Raw genomic sequence first — 17,657 nt, 5'->3', positions numbered from 1 at the left:
AGGGAAATGAACATGACGTATTTACGACCTGCGCTGGTGATGTTGATCCTGCTGACTCTGATCACCGGCATCGCCTATCCGCTGCTGACCACCGGGCTGGCGCAGCTGCTGTTTTCGGGCGCGGCCAACGGTTCGCTGCTGTACCAGGGCGACAAGGCGGTCGGCTCTGCGCTGATCGGCCAGAACTTCACGCGCGCCGACTATTTCTGGGGCCGCCCGTCGGTCACCGGCGATTCGGCTTATAATCCACAGGCCTCCGCCGGCAGCAACCTGGCGGCCACCAACCCGGCGCTGGATAAGGCTATCGCCGAACGCGCGGCGCAGCTGCGCCAGGCCAATCCGGCCATGAGCGGCCCGATCCCGGTGGATCTGCTGACCGCCTCCGGCAGCGGGCTGGATCCGCAGATTTCGATCGCCGCGGCGCGGTATCAGCTGGCGCGGGTCGCGGCGGCGCGTCATCTGCCGCCGGAACAGGTCGCCAAACTGATCGAAGACAACACCGATCGGGCCACGCCCAACTTCATGGGGGAATCGGTGGTCAACGTGCTGAAGCTGAACCTGGCGCTGGATGCGTTGAAGTAGCGCGCCGTATTCAGCATAGTGATAGGGTTCGGCATGCCGAACCCCTTTTTGCTTGGTAACACAAGGAATTGTCATGGTCGAAGAAGAACAGCAGCGTCCCGATCCCGATAGCCTGCTGGCGCTGGCCAATGAAAAACCGCGCGGCCGGTTGAAGGTATTCTTCGGCGCCTGCGCCGGCGTGGGCAAAACCTATGCCATGCTGCAGGAGGCCCAGCGTTTGCGCGCTCAGGGGCTGGACGTGCTGGTCGGCGTGGTGGAAACCCACGGCCGCAGCGAGACCGCCGCCCTGCTCGACGGCCTGGCGCTGTTGCCGCAAAAGCGCATCCAGCATCGCGGCCGGCTGGTGCATGAATTCGATCTCGACGCCGCGCTGGCGCGCCATCCGGCGCTGATCCTGATGGATGAACTGGCGCACAGCAACGCTCACGGTTCGCGCCACCCCAAACGCTGGCAGGATGTGGAAGAGCTGCTGGACGCCGGCATCGACGTGCTGACTACCGTCAACGTGCAGCATTTGGAAAGTCTGAACGACGTGGTGGGCGGCGTGACCGGCGTGCGGGTGCGCGAAACGGTGCCCGACCACGTGTTTGACGAGGCCAGCGAAGTGGTGCTGGTCGATCTGCCGCCGGACGATCTGCGCCGACGGCTGCACGAAGGCAAAGTGTATATTCCCGGCCAGGCCGAGCGCGCCATCGAGCATTTTTTCCGTAAAGGCAACCTGATCGCCCTGCGCGAGTTAGCGCTGCGCCGCACCGCCGATCGGGTCGATGACCAGATGCGCGAGTTTCGCGACACCCAGGGGCGCGAGAAAGTGTGGCACACCCGCGACAGCATTCTGCTGTGCGTCGGCCACAACAGCGGCAACGAAAAGCTGGTGCGCATCGCCGCCCGCCTGGCGGCGCGGCTCGGCTGCCACTGGCATGCAGTCTATGTGGAAACCCCCAAGCTGCACCGGCTGCCGGAAAACCAACGCCGCGCCATTCTGCGTGCGCTGCGGCTGGCGCAGGAGCTGGGCGCCGAAACCGCCACCCTGGCCGATCCGTCCGAAGAGCGCGCGGTGCTGCGCTACGCCCGCGAACATAACCTCGGCAAAATCATCATCGGCCGCCGCAGCGAGCAGCGCTGGAAGCTGCGCGGCAGCTTCGCCGATCGCCTCGGCAGACTGGGCCCGGATCTCGATCTGGTGATCGTCGCGCTGGACAGCGACGCCGCACCGCCGCCGCCGGGCAAGGAGCACGACGGCCGCAGCTTCAATGAGAAATGGCGCATGCAGCTGCGCGGCTGTGCGGTGGCGGTGGCGCTGTGCGCACTGATCACCCTGCTCTCGCAGTGGCTGCTGCCGGGCTTCGATCAGGCCAACCTGGTGATGGTCTACCTGCTCGGCGTGGCGATCGTCGCGCTGTTCTTCGGCCGCTGGCCATCGGTGCTGGCGGCGGTGATCAACGTCGCCAGTTTCGATCTGTTCTTCGTCCAGCCCGAATGGTCGTTCGCCGTCAGCGATATGCAGTATCTGCTGACCTTCGGCGTGATGCTCGCCGTCGGCATCATCATCGGCAACCTGACCGCCGGGGTGCGTTATCAGGCCCGGGTGGCGCGCTACCGCGAGCAGCGGGCGCGCCATCTGTACGAAATGTCACGCGGGCTGAGCCGCGCGCTGACCGTGGCCGACATCGCCAACACCAGCCGTCATTTCCTCTCCAGCAGCTTCCAGGCGAAAACCGTGCTGCTGCTGCCGCAGGAAGACGGCCGGCTGCAGCAAATGATCGGCGAGGAAGGCGGGCTGCTGTCGGTAGACGAAGCCATCGCGCGCTGGAGTTTCGATAAAGGCTTGCCGGCCGGCGCCGGCACCGACACTCTGCCCGGCGTGCCTTACCAGCTGCTGCCGCTCAATACCCCCAAACAGACCTTCGGGCTGTTGGCGATCGAACCCAACAACCTGCGCCAGCTGATGGTGCCGGAACAACAGCGGCTGCTGCAAACCTTCGCAGTGCTGATCGCCAGCGCGCTGGAACGGCTGCACCTGGCGCGCAGCGCCGAAGAAGCCAAGCTGGACGCCGAACGCGAGCAGCTGCGCAACTCGCTGCTGGCGGCGCTGTCGCACGATCTGCGCACCCCGTTGACCGTGCTGTTCGGCCAGGCGGAAATTCTCACGCTGGACCTGGCGGCCGAAGGCTCCAATCACGCCACCCAGGCCAGCCAGATCCGCCAGCAGGTGCTGAGCACCACCCGGCTGGTGAACAACCTGCTGGATATGGCGCGCATCCAGTCCGGCGGTTTCAGCCTGCGTAAAGAGTGGCAGTCGCTGGAAGAGATCGTCGGCGCCTCGCTGCACATGCTGGAGCCGCTGCTCAGCCAGCATCCGATCGTGGTCGAGCTGCCGCCGGAACAGATCCTGGTCAACTGCGACGGCAGCCTGCTGGAACGGGTGTTCACCAACCTGTTGGAAAACGCCAATAAATACGCCGGCGCCGAGGCCACCATCGGCATTCGCGCCCGCACGCTGCCCGAGTGGCTGGAAGTCGAGGTCTGGGATAACGGCCCCGGCATCCCCGCCGATCAGCTGCAGCTGATTTTCGACAAGTTTTCACGCGGCAATAAAGAGTCGGCGATCCCCGGCGTCGGCTTGGGGTTAGCCATTTGCCGTGCCATTATTGAAGTACATGATGGCCGCATCTGGGCGGAAAACGGCGCCAACGGCGGCGCCAGCTTCCGCTTCGTGCTGCCGCTGGAAAAACCGCCCGAGATCGACGGCGACGCCTTCGATCTGTAATCAACGCAGGGGAAACGTGAGCATAACGCCAACCAACATTCTGATTGTTGAAGATGAAAAAGAGATCCGCCGCTTCGTGCGCACCGCGCTGGAGAGCGAAGGCCTGCGGGTGTTTGAAAGTGAAACCCTGCAGCGTGGGCTGATTGAGGCCGGCACGCGCAAACCGGATCTGATCATCCTGGATTTGGGCTTGCCGGATGGCGACGGGCTGAGCTACATCCGCGATCTGCGGCAGTGGAGCGCCATTCCGGTGATCGTGCTGTCGGCGCGCAACGCCGAAGAGGACAAGATCGCCGCGCTGGACGCCGGCGCCGACGACTATCTCAGCAAACCGTTCGGCATCGGCGAACTGTTGGCGCGGGTGCGAGTCGCGCTGCGCCGTCACTCCGCCAGCCAGCAGGAAAGCCCGCTGGTGAGCTTTTCGGCGATCACCGTCGATCTGGTGAATCGCCGGGTGCTGCGCAACGACGAAGATCTGCACCTGACGCCGATCGAGTTTCGCCTGTTGGCGGAGCTGCTGGCCAACGCCGGCAAGGTGATCACCCAACGCCAGCTGCTGAGCCACGTCTGGGGGCCGAACTACGTGGAACACAGCCACTACCTGCGCATCTACATGGGCCATCTGCGGCAGAAGCTGGAAGCCGATCCGGCCCGGCCCAAACACCTGCTGACCGAAACCGGCGTCGGCTACCGTTTCATGCCTTAACCCCGACGGGCGCGGTTTGCCGCGCCTTTACGCCGCCGGGCCCTTCTTCAATCCGACCATAAATTCCTTGAACGCCTCCCGCAGCGGAGCGAACACCGGGTGTTTGCGGTTTTCGATCATCACTTCGGAGAACAGTTTCAACCCCACGGCGAAGGCCGCGCTCTGCTCAGGGCCGAAGTTCAGATCGTCACGCGCCCGAATGCGCTCGACGATCTCAAGAATATCGTCATGGTTGGTCACCTCAAAACTCAGCGGTGCCTTCTCGACGGGGTTGCCCTGGCGGTCGCTCAGGGCTTCAACGGTAATGTTAAAACGGTAGCCGGGCATCAGTTCTCCTCCTGCTGCGTGGGTTGAATGTGCATTTCGCTTTCGATCGCCGCCACGGCGGTCAACAGTGCGGCGTTGATGCGCTCCACCTGCTGCGGCGTAAGATCGGCGCGCATCACGTTGCCGCGCAGCAGACTGCGCAGACGGTTCATGGCGTCGTAAATGCCTTCCGCCAGGTTGCCGTGCCGATGATGCTCGCGGCCGGCGCCCGCCAGACGCGCCAGAATGACTTCAACCACCTGTTGATGCTTTTGCAGCTCGCCCTCGCCCGCCGAGGTGATGCGGTAGCTTTTGCGGCCGTTGCCGGTGGTGAGCGGTTCGAGAAAATCCTGCTCTTCCAGCAGCGTCAGCGTGGGGTAAATCACCCCCGGGCTCGGCACATACAGGCCGGAAGAAGCTTCTTCTATTGCTTTGATCAACTCGTACCCGTGGCTGGGCTTGCGCGCCACCAGCGCCAGCAACACCAGACGCAGATCGCCGTGTTCGAACAGACGATGACGCCCGCCGCGGCCGCCGCGCCCGCCACGGCCATGCTCTTCGCCGTCGCCGCCGAAGTGATGGCGTCCACCGCGATGACGGCGCCCCTCTTCACATTCATGATGGTGATGATGCCGGTGTAAACCTAATCGATGAAACATAGGGTGATACCTCGCTTTAACAGTGAACATCAATACGAGGTTGTTTAGATATATCTAAACAGCGTCGATAACGCTAATCTAGATCGATATATCTAAATGTGCAAGCGCGTGCCGTGAAAAAGATATATCTAAATTACAGGCATAAAAAAAGCGCTGTAAAAACAGCGCTTTTTATCAGACGAGAACAACGATTATTTGGCGGAAGCCAGCACTTCGCTGACGATTTCGACCGCTTCGTGCTCGATTTTCTCGCGGTGTTCCGCCCCGAGGAAGCTCTCGCAGTAGATCTTGTATGCCTCTTCGGTACCGGAAGGACGGGCCGCGAACCAACCGTTGTCGGTCATCACTTTCAGGCCGCCGATCGACGCGCCGTTGCCCGGCGCTGCGGTCAGACGCGCGGTGATCGGGTCCCCGCCCAGCGTACTAGCCTTGACCATCTCCGGCGACAGCTTGGACAGCGCCGCTTTCTGCGCATGGGTTGCCGGCGCCTGGATGCGGTTGTAGCTTGGCGCGCCGAAGCGCTTGGCCAGATCGTCATAGTGATGCTGCGGGTTCTCACCGGTTACCGCGGTGATTTCAGCCGCCAGCAGGCACATGATGATGCCGTCTTTGTCGGTCGACCACGGCTGGCCGTTGAAACGCAGGAACGAGGCCCCGGCGCTCTCTTCGCCGCCAAAGCCCAGGCTGCCGTCGAACAGGCCGTCCACGAACCATTTGAAACCGACCGGCACTTCCACCAGCTTGCGGCCCAGGTCAGCCACCACGCGATCAATCATCGCGCTGGACACCAGCGTTTTACCTACCGCCACATCGGCGCCCCACTGCGGGCGATGCTGGAACAGGTAGTTGATGGCTACCGCCAGATAGTGGTTCGGGTTCATCAGGCCCTTCGGCGTGACGATGCCGTGACGGTCGTAATCCGGATCGTTGGCGAACGCCAGATCGAATTTGTCGCGCAGCGCCAGCAGGCCGGCCATCGCCGACTCGGACGAGCAGTCCATGCGGATGATGCCGTCGTGATCCAGGTGCATAAAGCGGAAGGTCTGATCGATGGAGTCGTTCACCAGCGTCAGATCCAGCTTGTAGTGTTCCGCCACGCGCTGCCAATAGGCGATGCCGGAACCGCCGAGCGGATCCACACCCAGCTTCAGGCCGGCGCGTTGAATGGCCGGCATGTCGACCACGTCAACCAGGCCTTCGACATAAGGCTGCACCAGATCTTTGGCGTGCAGGTGGCCGCTGTTCCAGGCCTTGTCCAGCGACTGACGCTGAACGCCTTTCAACTGTTGCGCCAGCAGATCGTTGGCGCGTTTTTCGATCACCGACGTCAGGTTGGTGTCGGCCGGGCCGCCGTTCGGCGGGTTGTACTTGATGCCGCCGTCTTCCGGCGGGTTGTGGGACGGCGTAATGACGATGCCGTCGGCCTGCGCGCCGCCGCGGCGGTTGTGGCACAGAATGGCGTGCGATACCGCCGGCGTTGGCGTGAAGCCGTTGTTTTCCTGCACGATCACATCGACGCCGTTGGCGGTCAGCACTTCCAGCACGGAAATAAAGGCCGGCTCGGACAACGCATGGGTGTCTTTACCCACGTAGCACGGGCCGGTGGTGCCCTGCTGATGACGAACTTCAGCGATCGCCTGGGCGATGGCGAGGATGTGCGCTTCGTTGAAGCTGTGGCGCTGCGCACTGCCGCGGTGGCCGGAAGTGCCAAACTTCACCGCATGTGCGGCATTGCCGGCTTCCGGTTGCAGCACATAGTACTGCGACGTCAGCTGGGCTACGTTGATCAGATCGCTTTGACGGGCGGGCTGCCCGGCACGTGGATTATTCGCCATCGACATATCTCCCTCATCCCTGTCGGTGACCGGGCAAATACGTCGCGCACGGCCATCATGACGGGCTGTTCGCTAAATTAGACGGTACCGCAAACTTTCTCGATCAGTTCCGCCGGGAACTGCATCGCCTGCATGATGTGTTCGATCATGCTGCGTTTGCGGCCGGTATTGGTATTGGTGATCACCCAGTAAGGGGTGCCCGGCACATGCTTCGGCTTGGTATGCGTGCCGTTGGCCAGCAGGGTCTGCTGATCGCCGGCGAAATAGGTGCGGGTACGGCCGGTCAACGCCTCGGTGGCGGCGGCAAAACCGGCGGCATCAAGGGTGTACAGCGTGGAGAGCACCAGCATGAAACGGTTGACCGCTTTGTTCTGCTCGGCGTATTCATCCGACAGCAGCAGTTCACGCACGGCGCGCACGCGATCGCGCGGACGCTGAACCGGCGCCGTTTTTTCCAGCTCGACGGACGGCGACGCACTGGCGGCAGGCAACGCGCGCACCGGCTGGCCGGCGGTAAATTTCAACATGCGGCGTAAAATATCGGACGCGCTTTCACCGATGTGTTGCGTGTGGCTGGCAATATAACGGTAAAGCTCTTCGTCGACTTCAATAGTTTTCATCTTTATCCAATACTGTTTTTTCTACTTAGAACCTGAAGCCAGATCCTGCATTCAAGCCATGGGATTATAAGGTTAAAAGCGCTGGGGCGAACACAACAATGTGCCTCCGGACGGCAAATGCAGACTAATACCTATAGCCGGCACTGCCAAGCCCGCGCCGCGAAAATTCCGCATGATTCATCGTGCGATTCAATCATGATACCCTAATCTGAATCTCTCTCAGTATGAACTTCGCCATGAAATTACATTATCAACTGCTGGCCGCCGAGTCAGACGCGCTGCCGGTGCTGCTGATCCACGGGCTGTTCGGCAATCTCGACAACCTGGGCGTGCTGGCGCGCGATCTGCATAAACAGCACACTGTGATCAAAGTCGATCTGCGCAACCACGGCCTCTCCCCGCGCGCCAACGATATGAACTACCCCGCCATGGCGCAGGATCTGCTGGCGCTGCTCGACGACCTGCAGCTGGAGAAAGCGATCGTCATCGGCCACTCGATGGGCGGCAAAGCGGCGATGGCGCTGACCGCCATCGCGCCCGAGCGCATCGCCAAGCTGATCGTCATTGACGTCGCGCCGGTGGATTACCAGACCCGACGCCATGACGAGATCTTCGCCGCGCTGAAGGCCGTCAGCGCCGCCGGCATCACCCAGCGCCAGGCGGCCGCCCAGTTGATGCGCGACTACCTGCAGGAAGAAGGCGTGATCCAGTTCCTGCTGAAGTCCTTCCATAACGGTGAATGGCGCTTCAACCTGCCGGTGCTGATCGAACGCTACGAAGACATCACCGGCTGGCAGGACGTGCCGGCCTGGCCACACCCGACCCTGTTCATTCGCGGCGGCCTGTCGCCGTACGTGCAGGACAGCTACCGTGCAGACATCGCCCGCCAATTCCCGCAGGCACGCGCGCACGTCGTCGCCGGCACCGGCCATTGGGTGCACGCCGAAAAACCGGAGGCGGTGCTGCGCGCCATCCACCGTTTCCTCGGCGAAGCCTGAAAAACGCGCTCGCCTGGCGAAAAAACGCGCTAAAGATAACGGCTTAGCGCGTTTAGCCCGCAGTTAGGCATTGTCGCCGCTCCATCTGCTGGGGTAATATGGCGCGCTATAATTTTGCCGCCGCGCCAGCGCGTTCGCGAACGCCGGTTCGGGGGTAAATTTGGGTTAGGGTTTATTGGCCCGAAGTGTGTTAACCGATGCCTCCAGAAGCGTGCGAGCGCTTTTTGATGCAAACTCCCTTGCAGTACCGCTACCTATGGCAAAAGAACAAACGGATCGCACGACGCTGGATCTGTTCGCAGATGAACGCCGTCCGGGGCGCCCGAAAACCAACCCGCTTTCCCGCGATGAACAGCTTAGAATCAATAAGCGCAATCAGTTACGGCGCGATAAAGTGCGCGGATTGCGGCGCGTAGAGCTGAAAATCAACGCGGATGCGGTGGACGCCCTGAACAAACTGGCGGAACAGCGCAACATCAGCCGCAGCGAACTCATCGAGCAGATGCTGTTGGCGCAACTGGCGGAAGAACAGCCGGAACATTGATCTCTTCGGCCGCACGCGCGGCGCGGCGTTAAGGACAACGCCGGATCGACCACGCTTTTCTTCATCCTTCGGCATCGCATAAATGCGATAAAACCCCGGCGCCACTTTCTGGCATGATACGCATTTACCGGTAAGAGACTGCGCCTGTCGGCGCCCGCCACCGTGGCGAAAGGCTCTTGCCATGGCATCATTTTAATCGGCGGCAGTGCCGGCGCCGAGTAATGCAATTAATTGAATTTAAAGGTTATACGCGATATGGCTACTGTAGGCATTTTCTTTGGCAGCGACACTGGCAATACCGAAAACATTGCCAAAATGATCCAGAAAATTCTCCAGAAACAGTTTGGCGACGACGTCTCTGAAGTGCACGACATCGCCAAAAGCAGCAAAGAAGACCTGGAAGGGTTCGATATCCTGCTGCTGGGTATCCCGACCTGGTACTACGGTGAAGCGCAGTGTGACTGGGACGATTTCTTCCCGACGCTGGAAGAAGTCGATTTCAACGGCAAACTGGTGGCGCTGTTCGGTTGCGGCGACCAGGAAGACTACGCGGAATACTTCTGTGACGCGATGGGCACCATCCGCGACATCATCGAACCGCGCGGCGCGGCCATCGTTGGCCACTGGCCGACCAAAGGCTACCACTTCGAAGCTTCCAAAGGCCTGGCGGACGACAACCACTTCATCGGTCTGGCGATCGACGAAGACCGTCAGCCGGAGCTGACCAACGAGCGCGTCGACGCCTGGGTCAAACAGATCGTCGAAGAGCTGAGCCTGGCCGATATCGTCGGCTAAACGCCGGGACTGGCGAAAGGTTGAACAAAGGCCCTGTAAAGTGCATAGTGTGCCGACAGGGCCGTCATCGGCAACAGGGATTGCTGCGATAGAAGCTACAGATTTGTAACTTCCCACCCCGTCACGGTAGACTGAGATATCGGTTTATCCCATCCATCAAGGCGTTGCATGCAAAACATGCAATAGTGCAATTATATCTTTGTTAACAACCGGCGGTTTCCATTTAGTACAACCGGTTCTATAATGAGACGCATTAACTCTTTGTGCCGACCGATGCCACAGGCGAGTACGCCTCAACTTGATTAGCATAGTAACAGGACTGAATTCGCATGACCGACAACAACATCGCATTGAAGAAGGCCGGCTTAAAAGTCACGCTTCCGCGACTCAAAATCCTGGAAGTACTGCAAAATCCGGAATGCCATCACGTCAGTGCGGAAGATTTGTACAAAAAACTGATTGATATGGGCGAAGAGATCGGCCTGGCAACGGTTTATCGCGTACTGAACCAGTTTGACGATGCGGGCATTGTGACACGTCACAACTTCGAAGGCGGCAAGTCCGTGTTCGAGCTGACCCAACAGCATCACCACGATCACCTGATTTGCCTGGACTGCGGCAAAGTGATCGAATTCAGCGACGAATCCATCGAAGTGCGCCAGCGTGATATCGCCAAGCAGCACGGCATCAAGCTTACCAACCACAGTCTGTACCTGTACGGCCACTGTGAAACCGGTGACTGCCGCGAAGACGAATCGCTGCACGACAAGAAATAAGCCTCACCGGCTATGAGAAACCGCCTCACATTGAGGCGGTTTTTTTTTGCCCGCCGTACAACGGGCAAAAAAATCCCCGGACCAGCCGGGGGAAGATCATGTCATGAAATACTACAATTGCAGCGGCACTGCGACTCCACGTACTGCTCTCACTTCAACATCCGCCCCACGCCGGCACGCGCGGGGGCGAACGCATTCCCCCTTCGTTAAGCGGCCCGCCGCCATGACGACAGGCCGATGTGCCGGGCTTAGACCTTCTCGGCGCGGCTGTAGCGTTTACCGTCCGGACTGACCGAACGCACCTGCACCTCACCCGATACCGCCGGCTTGGCCTTGGCGTCATAACGCTGCCACTGCTTGCCGCCGTCGGTGGAGTACTCGATGCCCAATCCCGGCAGCGCGATATTCGCCTCCAGCTTGCCGCCCGCCACGCGGGCGCCCGGCACCGGCAGACGGTAGGCGACGCCGCCCTTGTCCAGCTTGGCCAGTTCTCGTTGACCCAGGATATTGGCGAAGCGCAGCCAGTCTTTCTCCAGCGCCTTGGTGTCGACAAAGTGGGTTTCCCCGCCTTTGTATTCACGTCCGGCGCGATAGTCCTGCTCCCAACCGGCGCGGTGCCAGGCGCGTTCCGCCACCGACAGCGCGCGCGGGAAGATCATGTATTCCATCTGCGGATCGGTGCGCTGGGTTTCGCTCCACAGCTGAGCGGACAGACCGTAGGCGCCCGGCCATGGCTTGTCGCTTTTGGCGTTAAAGTGGTTGCCGTCGCGGTCGACCGAGGTTTCCGCGTTCTGCGGCATGTTGTCCGGCGCGAAGCTGAACACCTTGCGCTCGTCGCTGAAGCGGGTGCCCCAGTAGTAACCGCGCTCGTCCGGGTTCACCTCGTAAGGGAAGTCCATGTAGACGTAGTCCGGGTTGGAGACCACCACTTCATATCCTTTGTTGGCCCAGTCGTTGACGCTATCGAAACCGCCCCAGTACAACGTATCCCAGAAGTTGACGCCCACGCGCGAGGTGGCGAACGCCTTTGCGTTCTCGGCGTCTTTCAAGCCGTCTTGCCAGGCCTGCATTCTGTCGATGCCGTGCACCTTCACCAGCTTGCTGACCTCCTGGCCGAAGTAGCTCGGCAGGTGCTCCATGTCGGCCACCTTGCCTTCTTTGATCATCGTCTGGCAAACCTGCGACTTGGCCCATGGCTTGTCTTCGTTGCTCTGGTCGATGATGCCTTTACCCGGCTCCGGTTTCGCCTTGTCGGTATAGCCGGCGCCCAGGCGGATGTTTTTCGCCTCATCGCCGCCGAAGTGCCAGGTTTTGATCGGCTGCCCGGCTTCTTTATGCATCTGGGCAATCTCGCCAATCACCTTGTCGACAAAGCGCTGGGAGGAATCCAGGCACGGGTTCAGGTAGCTCTGGCGGTTAAAGAACTGCACCGAGGTGGTATTGGAGGTATCGGTCGGATCCACCAGGCGGAATTCGTTGGCCTCCTGCTCTTTGCCGGCGGCATGCAGCTTTTTATAGCGCGCCTCCATCGACACCACCGCGGCGCGGGCGTGCGCCGGCATGTCGATCTCCGGGATCACCTCAATCTGGCGCGCCTGGGCGTATTTGATGATGTCGATATAGTCCTGACGGCTGAAGAAGCCGCCGTAGACGTCCGGCCCCTGGCCGTACTGCGGCAGCAGGCAGGTGGTTTCGCTCAGATCGTGGCAGCGCTGGCCGCCGACTTCCGTCAGCTCCGGCAAACCGGGGATCTCGATGCGCCAACCTTCGTCATCGCTCAGGTGGAAGTGGAATTTATTGAGCTTGTAAGCCGCCATCTGATCCAGCAGACGCAGCACCGCGTCCTTCTTATGGAAGTTGCGCGCCACGTCGAGGAAAATGCCGCGATACTGGAAGCGCGGCGCATCGCTGGCGTCGAGCGTGGCGATCTTGCCGCTGCCGTCGCTCGGCACTAACGACAGGATCGACTGCAACCCGTAGAACACCCCGGCCTGATCGAAGCCGATCACCCGCGCCTCTTTCTTACCGATTTTCAGCTCATAAGCGCCCGGCACGGCCATCGCACCTTTAAACTTGCCCGGCTGGATGTCGGTCTTGATCGGGTAACCGTTGGCCTGAACCGGCACGCCCAGCAGCGCGAAGCGCTGGTTGACGACGTCCGCCGCCGGCTTGACCAGCGTGCTCAGATCCGGCGATACCCCTTTGCGCAGGTCGGCGTCCTGTGCGTGGATCTTCACCTGCATCGGTGTCGGCACGATCTGGCCGCGCAGCGCGCCGGCGGGCAACGTCTGCAGATCGGCATTGCTGACAAAGCGCGAAGCCGGCGTCATCAGAATGTTTTTGTCGTCCTTGGTGCGCTTCCACTGATCGCCGGTGAACGGCGCCACGAACTGGTCCAGGTTTTCGGTGTCGGTATTCGCCAGCATTTTCGGCTTGGCGTCGCCGGAGGTGGCATACCAGCGCGGCAGGAAGTCGTTTCTGAACAGCTGCCAGTATTCGGCGACCACCGGGATTTCCACCGCCTTGCCGGCAGGAAAACCGCTGAATTTGGCGGTCGGCTCCAGCTTGTACAGATCGCCGGTCAGATGCGCGATCTTGAACTGATCGTTATCCACCCGCAGGGTCTGGCGCGGGCTGTGGAAATAGATGACCCAGTCCTTGCCGTCGATCGCCTGCCCGTCGTTGCTGAGGGTGAACAACACCCGGTTGCATGAGGCCCAGTCGGCGCCCAGCGCCGCGCAATCCACGCCGTTTTCGCCGGCGCGGTTATCCAGCATTTTCACGTTCAGCTTCAGCTGGCTCAGCTGATCCACCAGCTGTTGATCGGCCATGGCATTACCCATGCCGCCCAGGAATCCCATCGTTGCCGTCAAAGCGGCAAGCGCGCTCAGTTTGAATGCGTTCATCTTCTCGTCCTTCTTAATTATTGTTATCGCGAATTTCTTGCCACAGCTTGCCGCACTTGGCGTCGTAAGCCTGACCGTTACCGCTGTGCACCGCCATAATGCAGTTCTGATAATCCATCACCCGCACCGTTTCCTGCTCAGCAAACTGCTGGTGCTGTTTCTCTTGTTTCAGCACGTTCAGCACCGCCTTGCAGGGCTGCAGACGCTCCGGCGAACCTTCGGCGGTGTTGATGCAGGCGCTGTAAGCCTGCTTCAATTTGGCGTCTTCCGGCGGCGCGGCGGGTTGCGCGCAGGCGCTCAAGGCCGCGGCGGCCGCCAACATCAGCATGATTTTTTTCATCGTTGAATTCCCTTAACTGCCCCCGGCGACGAGGCCGGGGAACGCATCAGAAGATGGTGAATGGCGCGATGACCATGAACTTGACGTCTTTCTCGTCCTGGAAGATGTTGCCGTAACCGCCGCCCCAGCTCGGGATGTTGGTGTGGTTGTCATACTGGGTGTAGTGCAGCTTGATCAGCGTGCCCTTGGCGCGCCCTTCCTGGATGGTGTACATCGCGTCCAGGCTCCAGGCGCTCTCTTTCAGGCGCTGGCTCTGATCGTAGATCGGGTTGGTGCTCGGCTTGGCGTCCCAGGCGTAAACGTAGGAGCCGCCGACCGCCATGCCCGGCAGGTTCCAGTTGCTGAGGTCATACATCACGCCGGCGTACACCGCTTTCTCGCCGTTGGCGTTAAAGTCGGAGCGGTTATCCCACCACACATCCAGGCGGCCGTTGGACGAGGCGTAGGTCGGGGTCATGCGCTGCAGGAAGAAGCCCTGGTTGCCTTCCGCCTTGACCATGGTGCCTTCCAGACGCCAGTTGAACTGGCCGGTGGTGTAACCGAAGGTCAGCGCCTGCAGCCAGGCCAGCCCGTCGTAGATGCTGTTCGGATCGTTCTTGTCGCTGATGCGATCTTCCGCACCGTAGAACTGGTAACTGGTGGTCAGCGGGTTGCCCAGCACATCGAATTTGTAAGACGCCTTGGTGAAGTACTGATTCACGTAACCCTGGGCCTGGCCGAAGGCGGCTTCCAGCACCAGATCGTTTTTGAAATCGTACTTGGCGCCCAGCGAGTGCAGGTAGGAGACGCGGGTTTTCTTATCGTTCTGGCGGAAGTCGTCTACCTCGATATGCCACGGCGCCTTGTATTTGTCGGCCCACATGTAGGAGAAGCTCAACGCGCCGGCATCGCCGTAGTCGAACTTGGCGCCGGCCTCGGCGCCCTGATAGGTTCCCGGCATAAAGCTCCAGTGCGGCGCCAGCAGGGTTTGGCCGCTCGGCTGAATATAGCCGGCGCGCGCCCAGACCGGGCCGTATTTGAACTTGGCGGCGGCTTTGTACAGGCTGACGCCGCCTTTGTCACCGGAATAGTCTTCGTCGTAGGTACGGTTTTTTGAGGAGAACGCGATCTCGTTCGGGTGGCCGCTGGCGCTGGATTCAGCCAGCTCGATGGCGGTAAAGGCACCGACATCCAAGCCGAACATGTCCCAGGCGTAGCCCGAGGCGAAATCCAGGCTCAGGTTGGCGGTAGAGTGCGACAGGTTGGTGGTGTATTGGTTGTAATCCTTGCTGTCCGGATTGAGATCTTTACGGTCGCGCTCACGTTGCCAGTAATAGATGCCGCCGGTCAGCGTGGAATCATCGATAAACCCTGCGGCTTTCGCCTCAGGCGCCATGGCAAACCCTGTTCCCAACAGCGCGCCCGCGACTGCGAGCGCCAGCGTTTTACGCTGAGCACCGTGCGTACCCATATTGAAATTCCTCTTTGACTTAACTTAAAAGTTGCAGCCGCCTGTGTTCACCACTGCCCTGCACGACTGCCAATAAAAAACCCGAACGGGTAAAAAAAATTGCCGACGAGATGTTATTCCCACAGCACTAATTGCTACAGACAGACTATTTTTCGCGACGCGAATTATCAAATGAAAAATGCGGGAGATTTGTCAAAATATGACAAGGAGCACATATCAGTGAGATTTTGTTACGCCAGTGTTCATGGAAGGTGTCGAATAAAAAATTCAATTAAATCAGAATAAATTGAGATACAAGGTCAACCAGAGACGATTAATGGTTTCAGCCTGACCAAATCCGTCATTCAGACAATAAAAATTGAGAGCGCTCTCCAAATGAAATTAATTCGCATCACGAATATATAAGTAAAAATTAAGGCTATTAAGTCCAATATCAGAAAACTTATTGATTAACGCACCGAGGTTAATTAAGCACAGCCCGGAATAACGCTGCAGGAATAGATGATTTGCTCAATGGCAGACATAAAAAAAGCGCGGCCTAAGCCGCGCTGATTCATTAATTTCCAAGGCGAATAAGATTAGCCTTCGATTTTCGCCCAGGTATCACGCAGGCCAACGGTGCGGTTAAACACCAGATGCTCGGCCGACGAGTAACGGTTGTCGGCACAGAAGTAGCCTTCACGCTCGAACTGGTAGGCCTTCTCCGGCTGGGCGGCCGCCAGACTCGGCTCGACGAAACCGTGCTTGATGACCAGCGATTCCGGGTTGATGGTAGAGAGGAAATCCTCCGCCGCGCCCGGGTTAGGCACGCTGAACAGGCGATCGTACAGGCGAATTTCCGCCGGCAACGCGTGCGCCGCGGACACCCAGTGGATCACGCCCTTCACCTTGCGGCCGTCGGCAGGATCTTTGCTCAGCGTTTCCGCATCGTAGCTGCAGAAGATGGTGGTGATCTCGCCCGCTTCGTCCTTCTCGACGCGCTCGGCCTTGATCACGTACGCATTGCGCAGACGCACTTCCTTGCCCAGCACCAGACGCTTGTACTGCTTGTTGGCTTCTTCGCGGAAGTCGGTGCGATCGATATAGATCTCGCGGCTGAACGGCACATCGCGGCTGCCCATTTCCGGCTTGTTCGGGTGGTTAGGCATGGTGACCATTTCCACCGCATCGCCCATGTTCTCGATGACGATTTTCACCGGATCCAGCACCGCCATGGCGCGCGGGGCGTTCTCGTTCAGATCGTCGCGAATGCAGGATTCCAGCGCCACCATCTCGACGTTGTTGTCTTGCTTGGTCACGCCGATGCGCAGGCAGAACTCGCGAATCGAGGCGGCGGTATAACCGCGGCGGCGCAGACCGGAGACGGTCGGCATGCGCGGGTCATCCCAACCTTCGACGATCTTCTCGGCCACCAGTTGGTGCAGCTTGCGCTTCGACATGATGGCGTATTCGAGGTTCAGACGCGAAAACTCGTATTGCCGCGGGTGGCAAGGAATGGTGATGTTATCCAGCACCCAGTCATACAGACGGCGGTTATCCTGGAACTCCAGGGTGCACAGCGAATGGGTGATCCCTTCCAGCGCATCGGAAATGCAGTGGGTGAAATCGTACATCGGGTAGATGCACCATTTGTCGCCGGTCTGGTGGTGTTCGGCGAACTTGATGCGGTACAGCACCGGGTCGCGCATCACGATAAACGGCGAAGCCATATCGATCTTGGCGCGCAGGCAGGCGGCGCCTTCGGCGAACTCGCCGTTGCGCATCTTCTCGAACAGCGCCAGGTTCTCTTCCACGCTGCGGTCGCGGTACGGGCTGTCTTTGCCCGGCGAGGTCAGGGTGCCGCGATATTCACGGATCTGCTCCGGCGACAGCTCATCGACGTAGGCCAGCCCCTTGGTAATCAGCTCAACCGCATACTGATGCAGCTGATCGAAATAGTCTGAGGAGTAATGAACGTTGCCGCTCCACTCAAAGCCCAGCCACTCCACGTCGTGCTTGATTGACTCCACGAACTCGATGTCTTCTTTCACCGGGTTGGTGTCATCGAAACGCAGGTTGCACTGGCCCTGATAGTCCTTGGCGATGCCGAAGTTCAGGCAGATGGACTTGGCGTGGCCGATATGCAGATAGCCGTTAGGCTCCGGCGGGAAACGGGTATGTACCGACGTGTGTTTCCCCGACGCCAGATCTTCATCGACGATCTGACGGATAAAATTGGTTGGGCGGGCTTCAGCCTCACTCATTTCACTGTTCCTCAATGCAAAGCTCTACACATAACCGCCTATGATCCAACAAGCCACGTCTGGAAACAACCGTTTGTTTCACGAAAAATGCGGCATATTGCACCATCGGCGCGCAGCGCACCGCCGT

15 protein-coding genes are annotated in these 17,657 nt (G+C 59.9%); 7 read left to right on the top strand and 8 right to left on the bottom strand.

The annotated features are described in order from the left end of the window. Nucleotides 1–12: 12 nt before the first annotated feature. From kdpC to kdpE, 3 genes are all read left to right on the top strand, one after another. The gene (gene kdpC / locus WFM45_RS01760; RefSeq protein ID WP_336954268.1) at nt 13–582 is read left to right on the top strand and encodes a potassium-transporting ATPase subunit KdpC; all 570 of its coding nucleotides are present in this window, start codon (nt 13–15) and stop codon (nt 580–582) included. 73 nt (nt 583–655) lie between these two features. Next, the gene (gene kdpD, locus WFM45_RS01755; RefSeq protein ID WP_015376962.1) at nt 656–3,352 is read left to right on the top strand and encodes a two-component system sensor histidine kinase KdpD; all 2,697 of its coding nucleotides are present in this window, start codon (nt 656–658) and stop codon (nt 3,350–3,352) included. A 16-nt stretch (nt 3,353–3,368) separates the two neighbouring features. After that, on the top strand, nt 3,369–4,058 hold the full coding sequence (kdpE, locus tag WFM45_RS01750) for a two-component system response regulator KdpE (RefSeq protein WP_033637458.1): 690 nt from the start codon (nt 3,369–3,371) through the stop codon (nt 4,056–4,058). A 27-nt stretch (nt 4,059–4,085) separates the two neighbouring features. Here the strand turns inward: kdpE and WFM45_RS01745 are convergent, their stop codons facing one another. The 4 genes from WFM45_RS01745 to seqA all read right to left on the bottom strand — a co-directional run bounded on the left by WFM45_RS01745 (nt 4,086) and on the right by seqA (nt 7,478). Continuing rightward, complete coding sequence (locus WFM45_RS01745; RefSeq protein ID WP_033633920.1) at nt 4,086–4,385, bottom strand: DUF3861 domain-containing protein; 300 nt, start codon at nt 4,383–4,385, stop codon at nt 4,086–4,088. Next, complete coding sequence (locus tag WFM45_RS01740; protein WP_015376959.1) at nt 4,385–5,023, bottom strand: PadR family transcriptional regulator; 639 nt, start codon at nt 5,021–5,023, stop codon at nt 4,385–4,387. Before WFM45_RS01740 ends, WFM45_RS01745 begins: the two co-directional genes overlap by 1 nt. A 191-nt stretch (nt 5,024–5,214) precedes the next feature. Next, nucleotides 5,215–6,858 carry a phosphoglucomutase (alpha-D-glucose-1,6-bisphosphate-dependent) gene (gene pgm / locus WFM45_RS01735; RefSeq protein ID WP_060560416.1) on the bottom strand — a complete coding sequence of 548 codons (1,644 nt, stop codon included), beginning with the start codon at nt 6,856–6,858 and terminating at the stop codon, nt 5,215–5,217. A 77-nt stretch (nt 6,859–6,935) separates the two neighbouring features. Next, nucleotides 6,936–7,478 (bottom strand): replication initiation negative regulator SeqA, encoded by a 543-nt coding sequence (gene seqA / locus WFM45_RS01730; protein WP_033633921.1) that lies wholly within the window; start codon nt 7,476–7,478, stop codon nt 6,936–6,938. A 224-nt stretch (nt 7,479–7,702) separates the two neighbouring features. Between seqA and ybfF the strand changes: the two genes are divergently transcribed. The 4 genes from ybfF to fur all read left to right on the top strand — a co-directional run bounded on the left by ybfF (nt 7,703) and on the right by fur (nt 10,591). Further along, entirely contained in the window at nt 7,703–8,476 is a 774-nt protein-coding gene (ybfF, locus tag WFM45_RS01725) for an esterase (protein ID WP_156865278.1), read from the top strand. Between the two features lie 256 nt (nt 8,477–8,732). Next, complete coding sequence (gene ybfE / locus WFM45_RS01720) at nt 8,733–9,020, top strand: LexA regulated protein (protein WP_004939936.1); 288 nt, start codon at nt 8,733–8,735, stop codon at nt 9,018–9,020. 255 nt (nt 9,021–9,275) lie between these two features. Continuing rightward, on the top strand, nt 9,276–9,815 hold the full coding sequence (fldA, locus tag WFM45_RS01715) for a flavodoxin FldA (RefSeq protein WP_004939938.1): 540 nt from the start codon (nt 9,276–9,278) through the stop codon (nt 9,813–9,815). Between the two features lie 329 nt (nt 9,816–10,144). After that, nucleotides 10,145–10,591, top strand: a complete 447-nt coding sequence (gene fur / locus WFM45_RS01710; RefSeq protein ID WP_004939939.1) for a ferric iron uptake transcriptional regulator — start codon at nt 10,145–10,147, stop codon at nt 10,589–10,591. 248 nt (nt 10,592–10,839) lie between these two features. Here fur and WFM45_RS01705 read toward each other — a convergent pair whose 3' ends face one another. From WFM45_RS01705 to glnS, 4 genes are all read right to left on the bottom strand, one after another. Beyond that, the gene (locus WFM45_RS01705; RefSeq protein ID WP_336954257.1) at nt 10,840–13,497 is read right to left on the bottom strand and encodes a beta-N-acetylhexosaminidase; all 2,658 of its coding nucleotides are present in this window, start codon (nt 13,495–13,497) and stop codon (nt 10,840–10,842) included. Nucleotides 13,498–13,510: 13 nt separating this feature from the next. After that, nucleotides 13,511–13,837, bottom strand: a complete 327-nt coding sequence (chiQ, locus tag WFM45_RS01700) for a ChiQ/YbfN family lipoprotein (RefSeq protein ID WP_048322392.1) — start codon at nt 13,835–13,837, stop codon at nt 13,511–13,513. Between the two features lie 46 nt (nt 13,838–13,883). Beyond that, entirely contained in the window at nt 13,884–15,287 is a 1,404-nt protein-coding gene (chiP, locus tag WFM45_RS01695) for a chitoporin ChiP (RefSeq protein WP_004939945.1), read from the bottom strand. A gap of 578 nt (nt 15,288–15,865) precedes the next feature. Next, nucleotides 15,866–17,530, bottom strand: a complete 1,665-nt coding sequence (gene glnS / locus WFM45_RS01690) for a glutamine--tRNA ligase (RefSeq protein WP_336954253.1) — start codon at nt 17,528–17,530, stop codon at nt 15,866–15,868. Nucleotides 17,531–17,657: the final 127 nt, after the last annotated feature.

The sequence above is a fragment of the Serratia sp. KG1D genome (assembly GCF_037150675.1).
Lineage (GTDB): Bacteria > Pseudomonadota > Gammaproteobacteria > Enterobacterales > Enterobacteriaceae > Serratia > Serratia nematodiphila.
The sequence above is the reverse complement of the archived record's forward strand: the minus strand, read 5'-3'. Positions and strand labels throughout refer to the sequence as shown.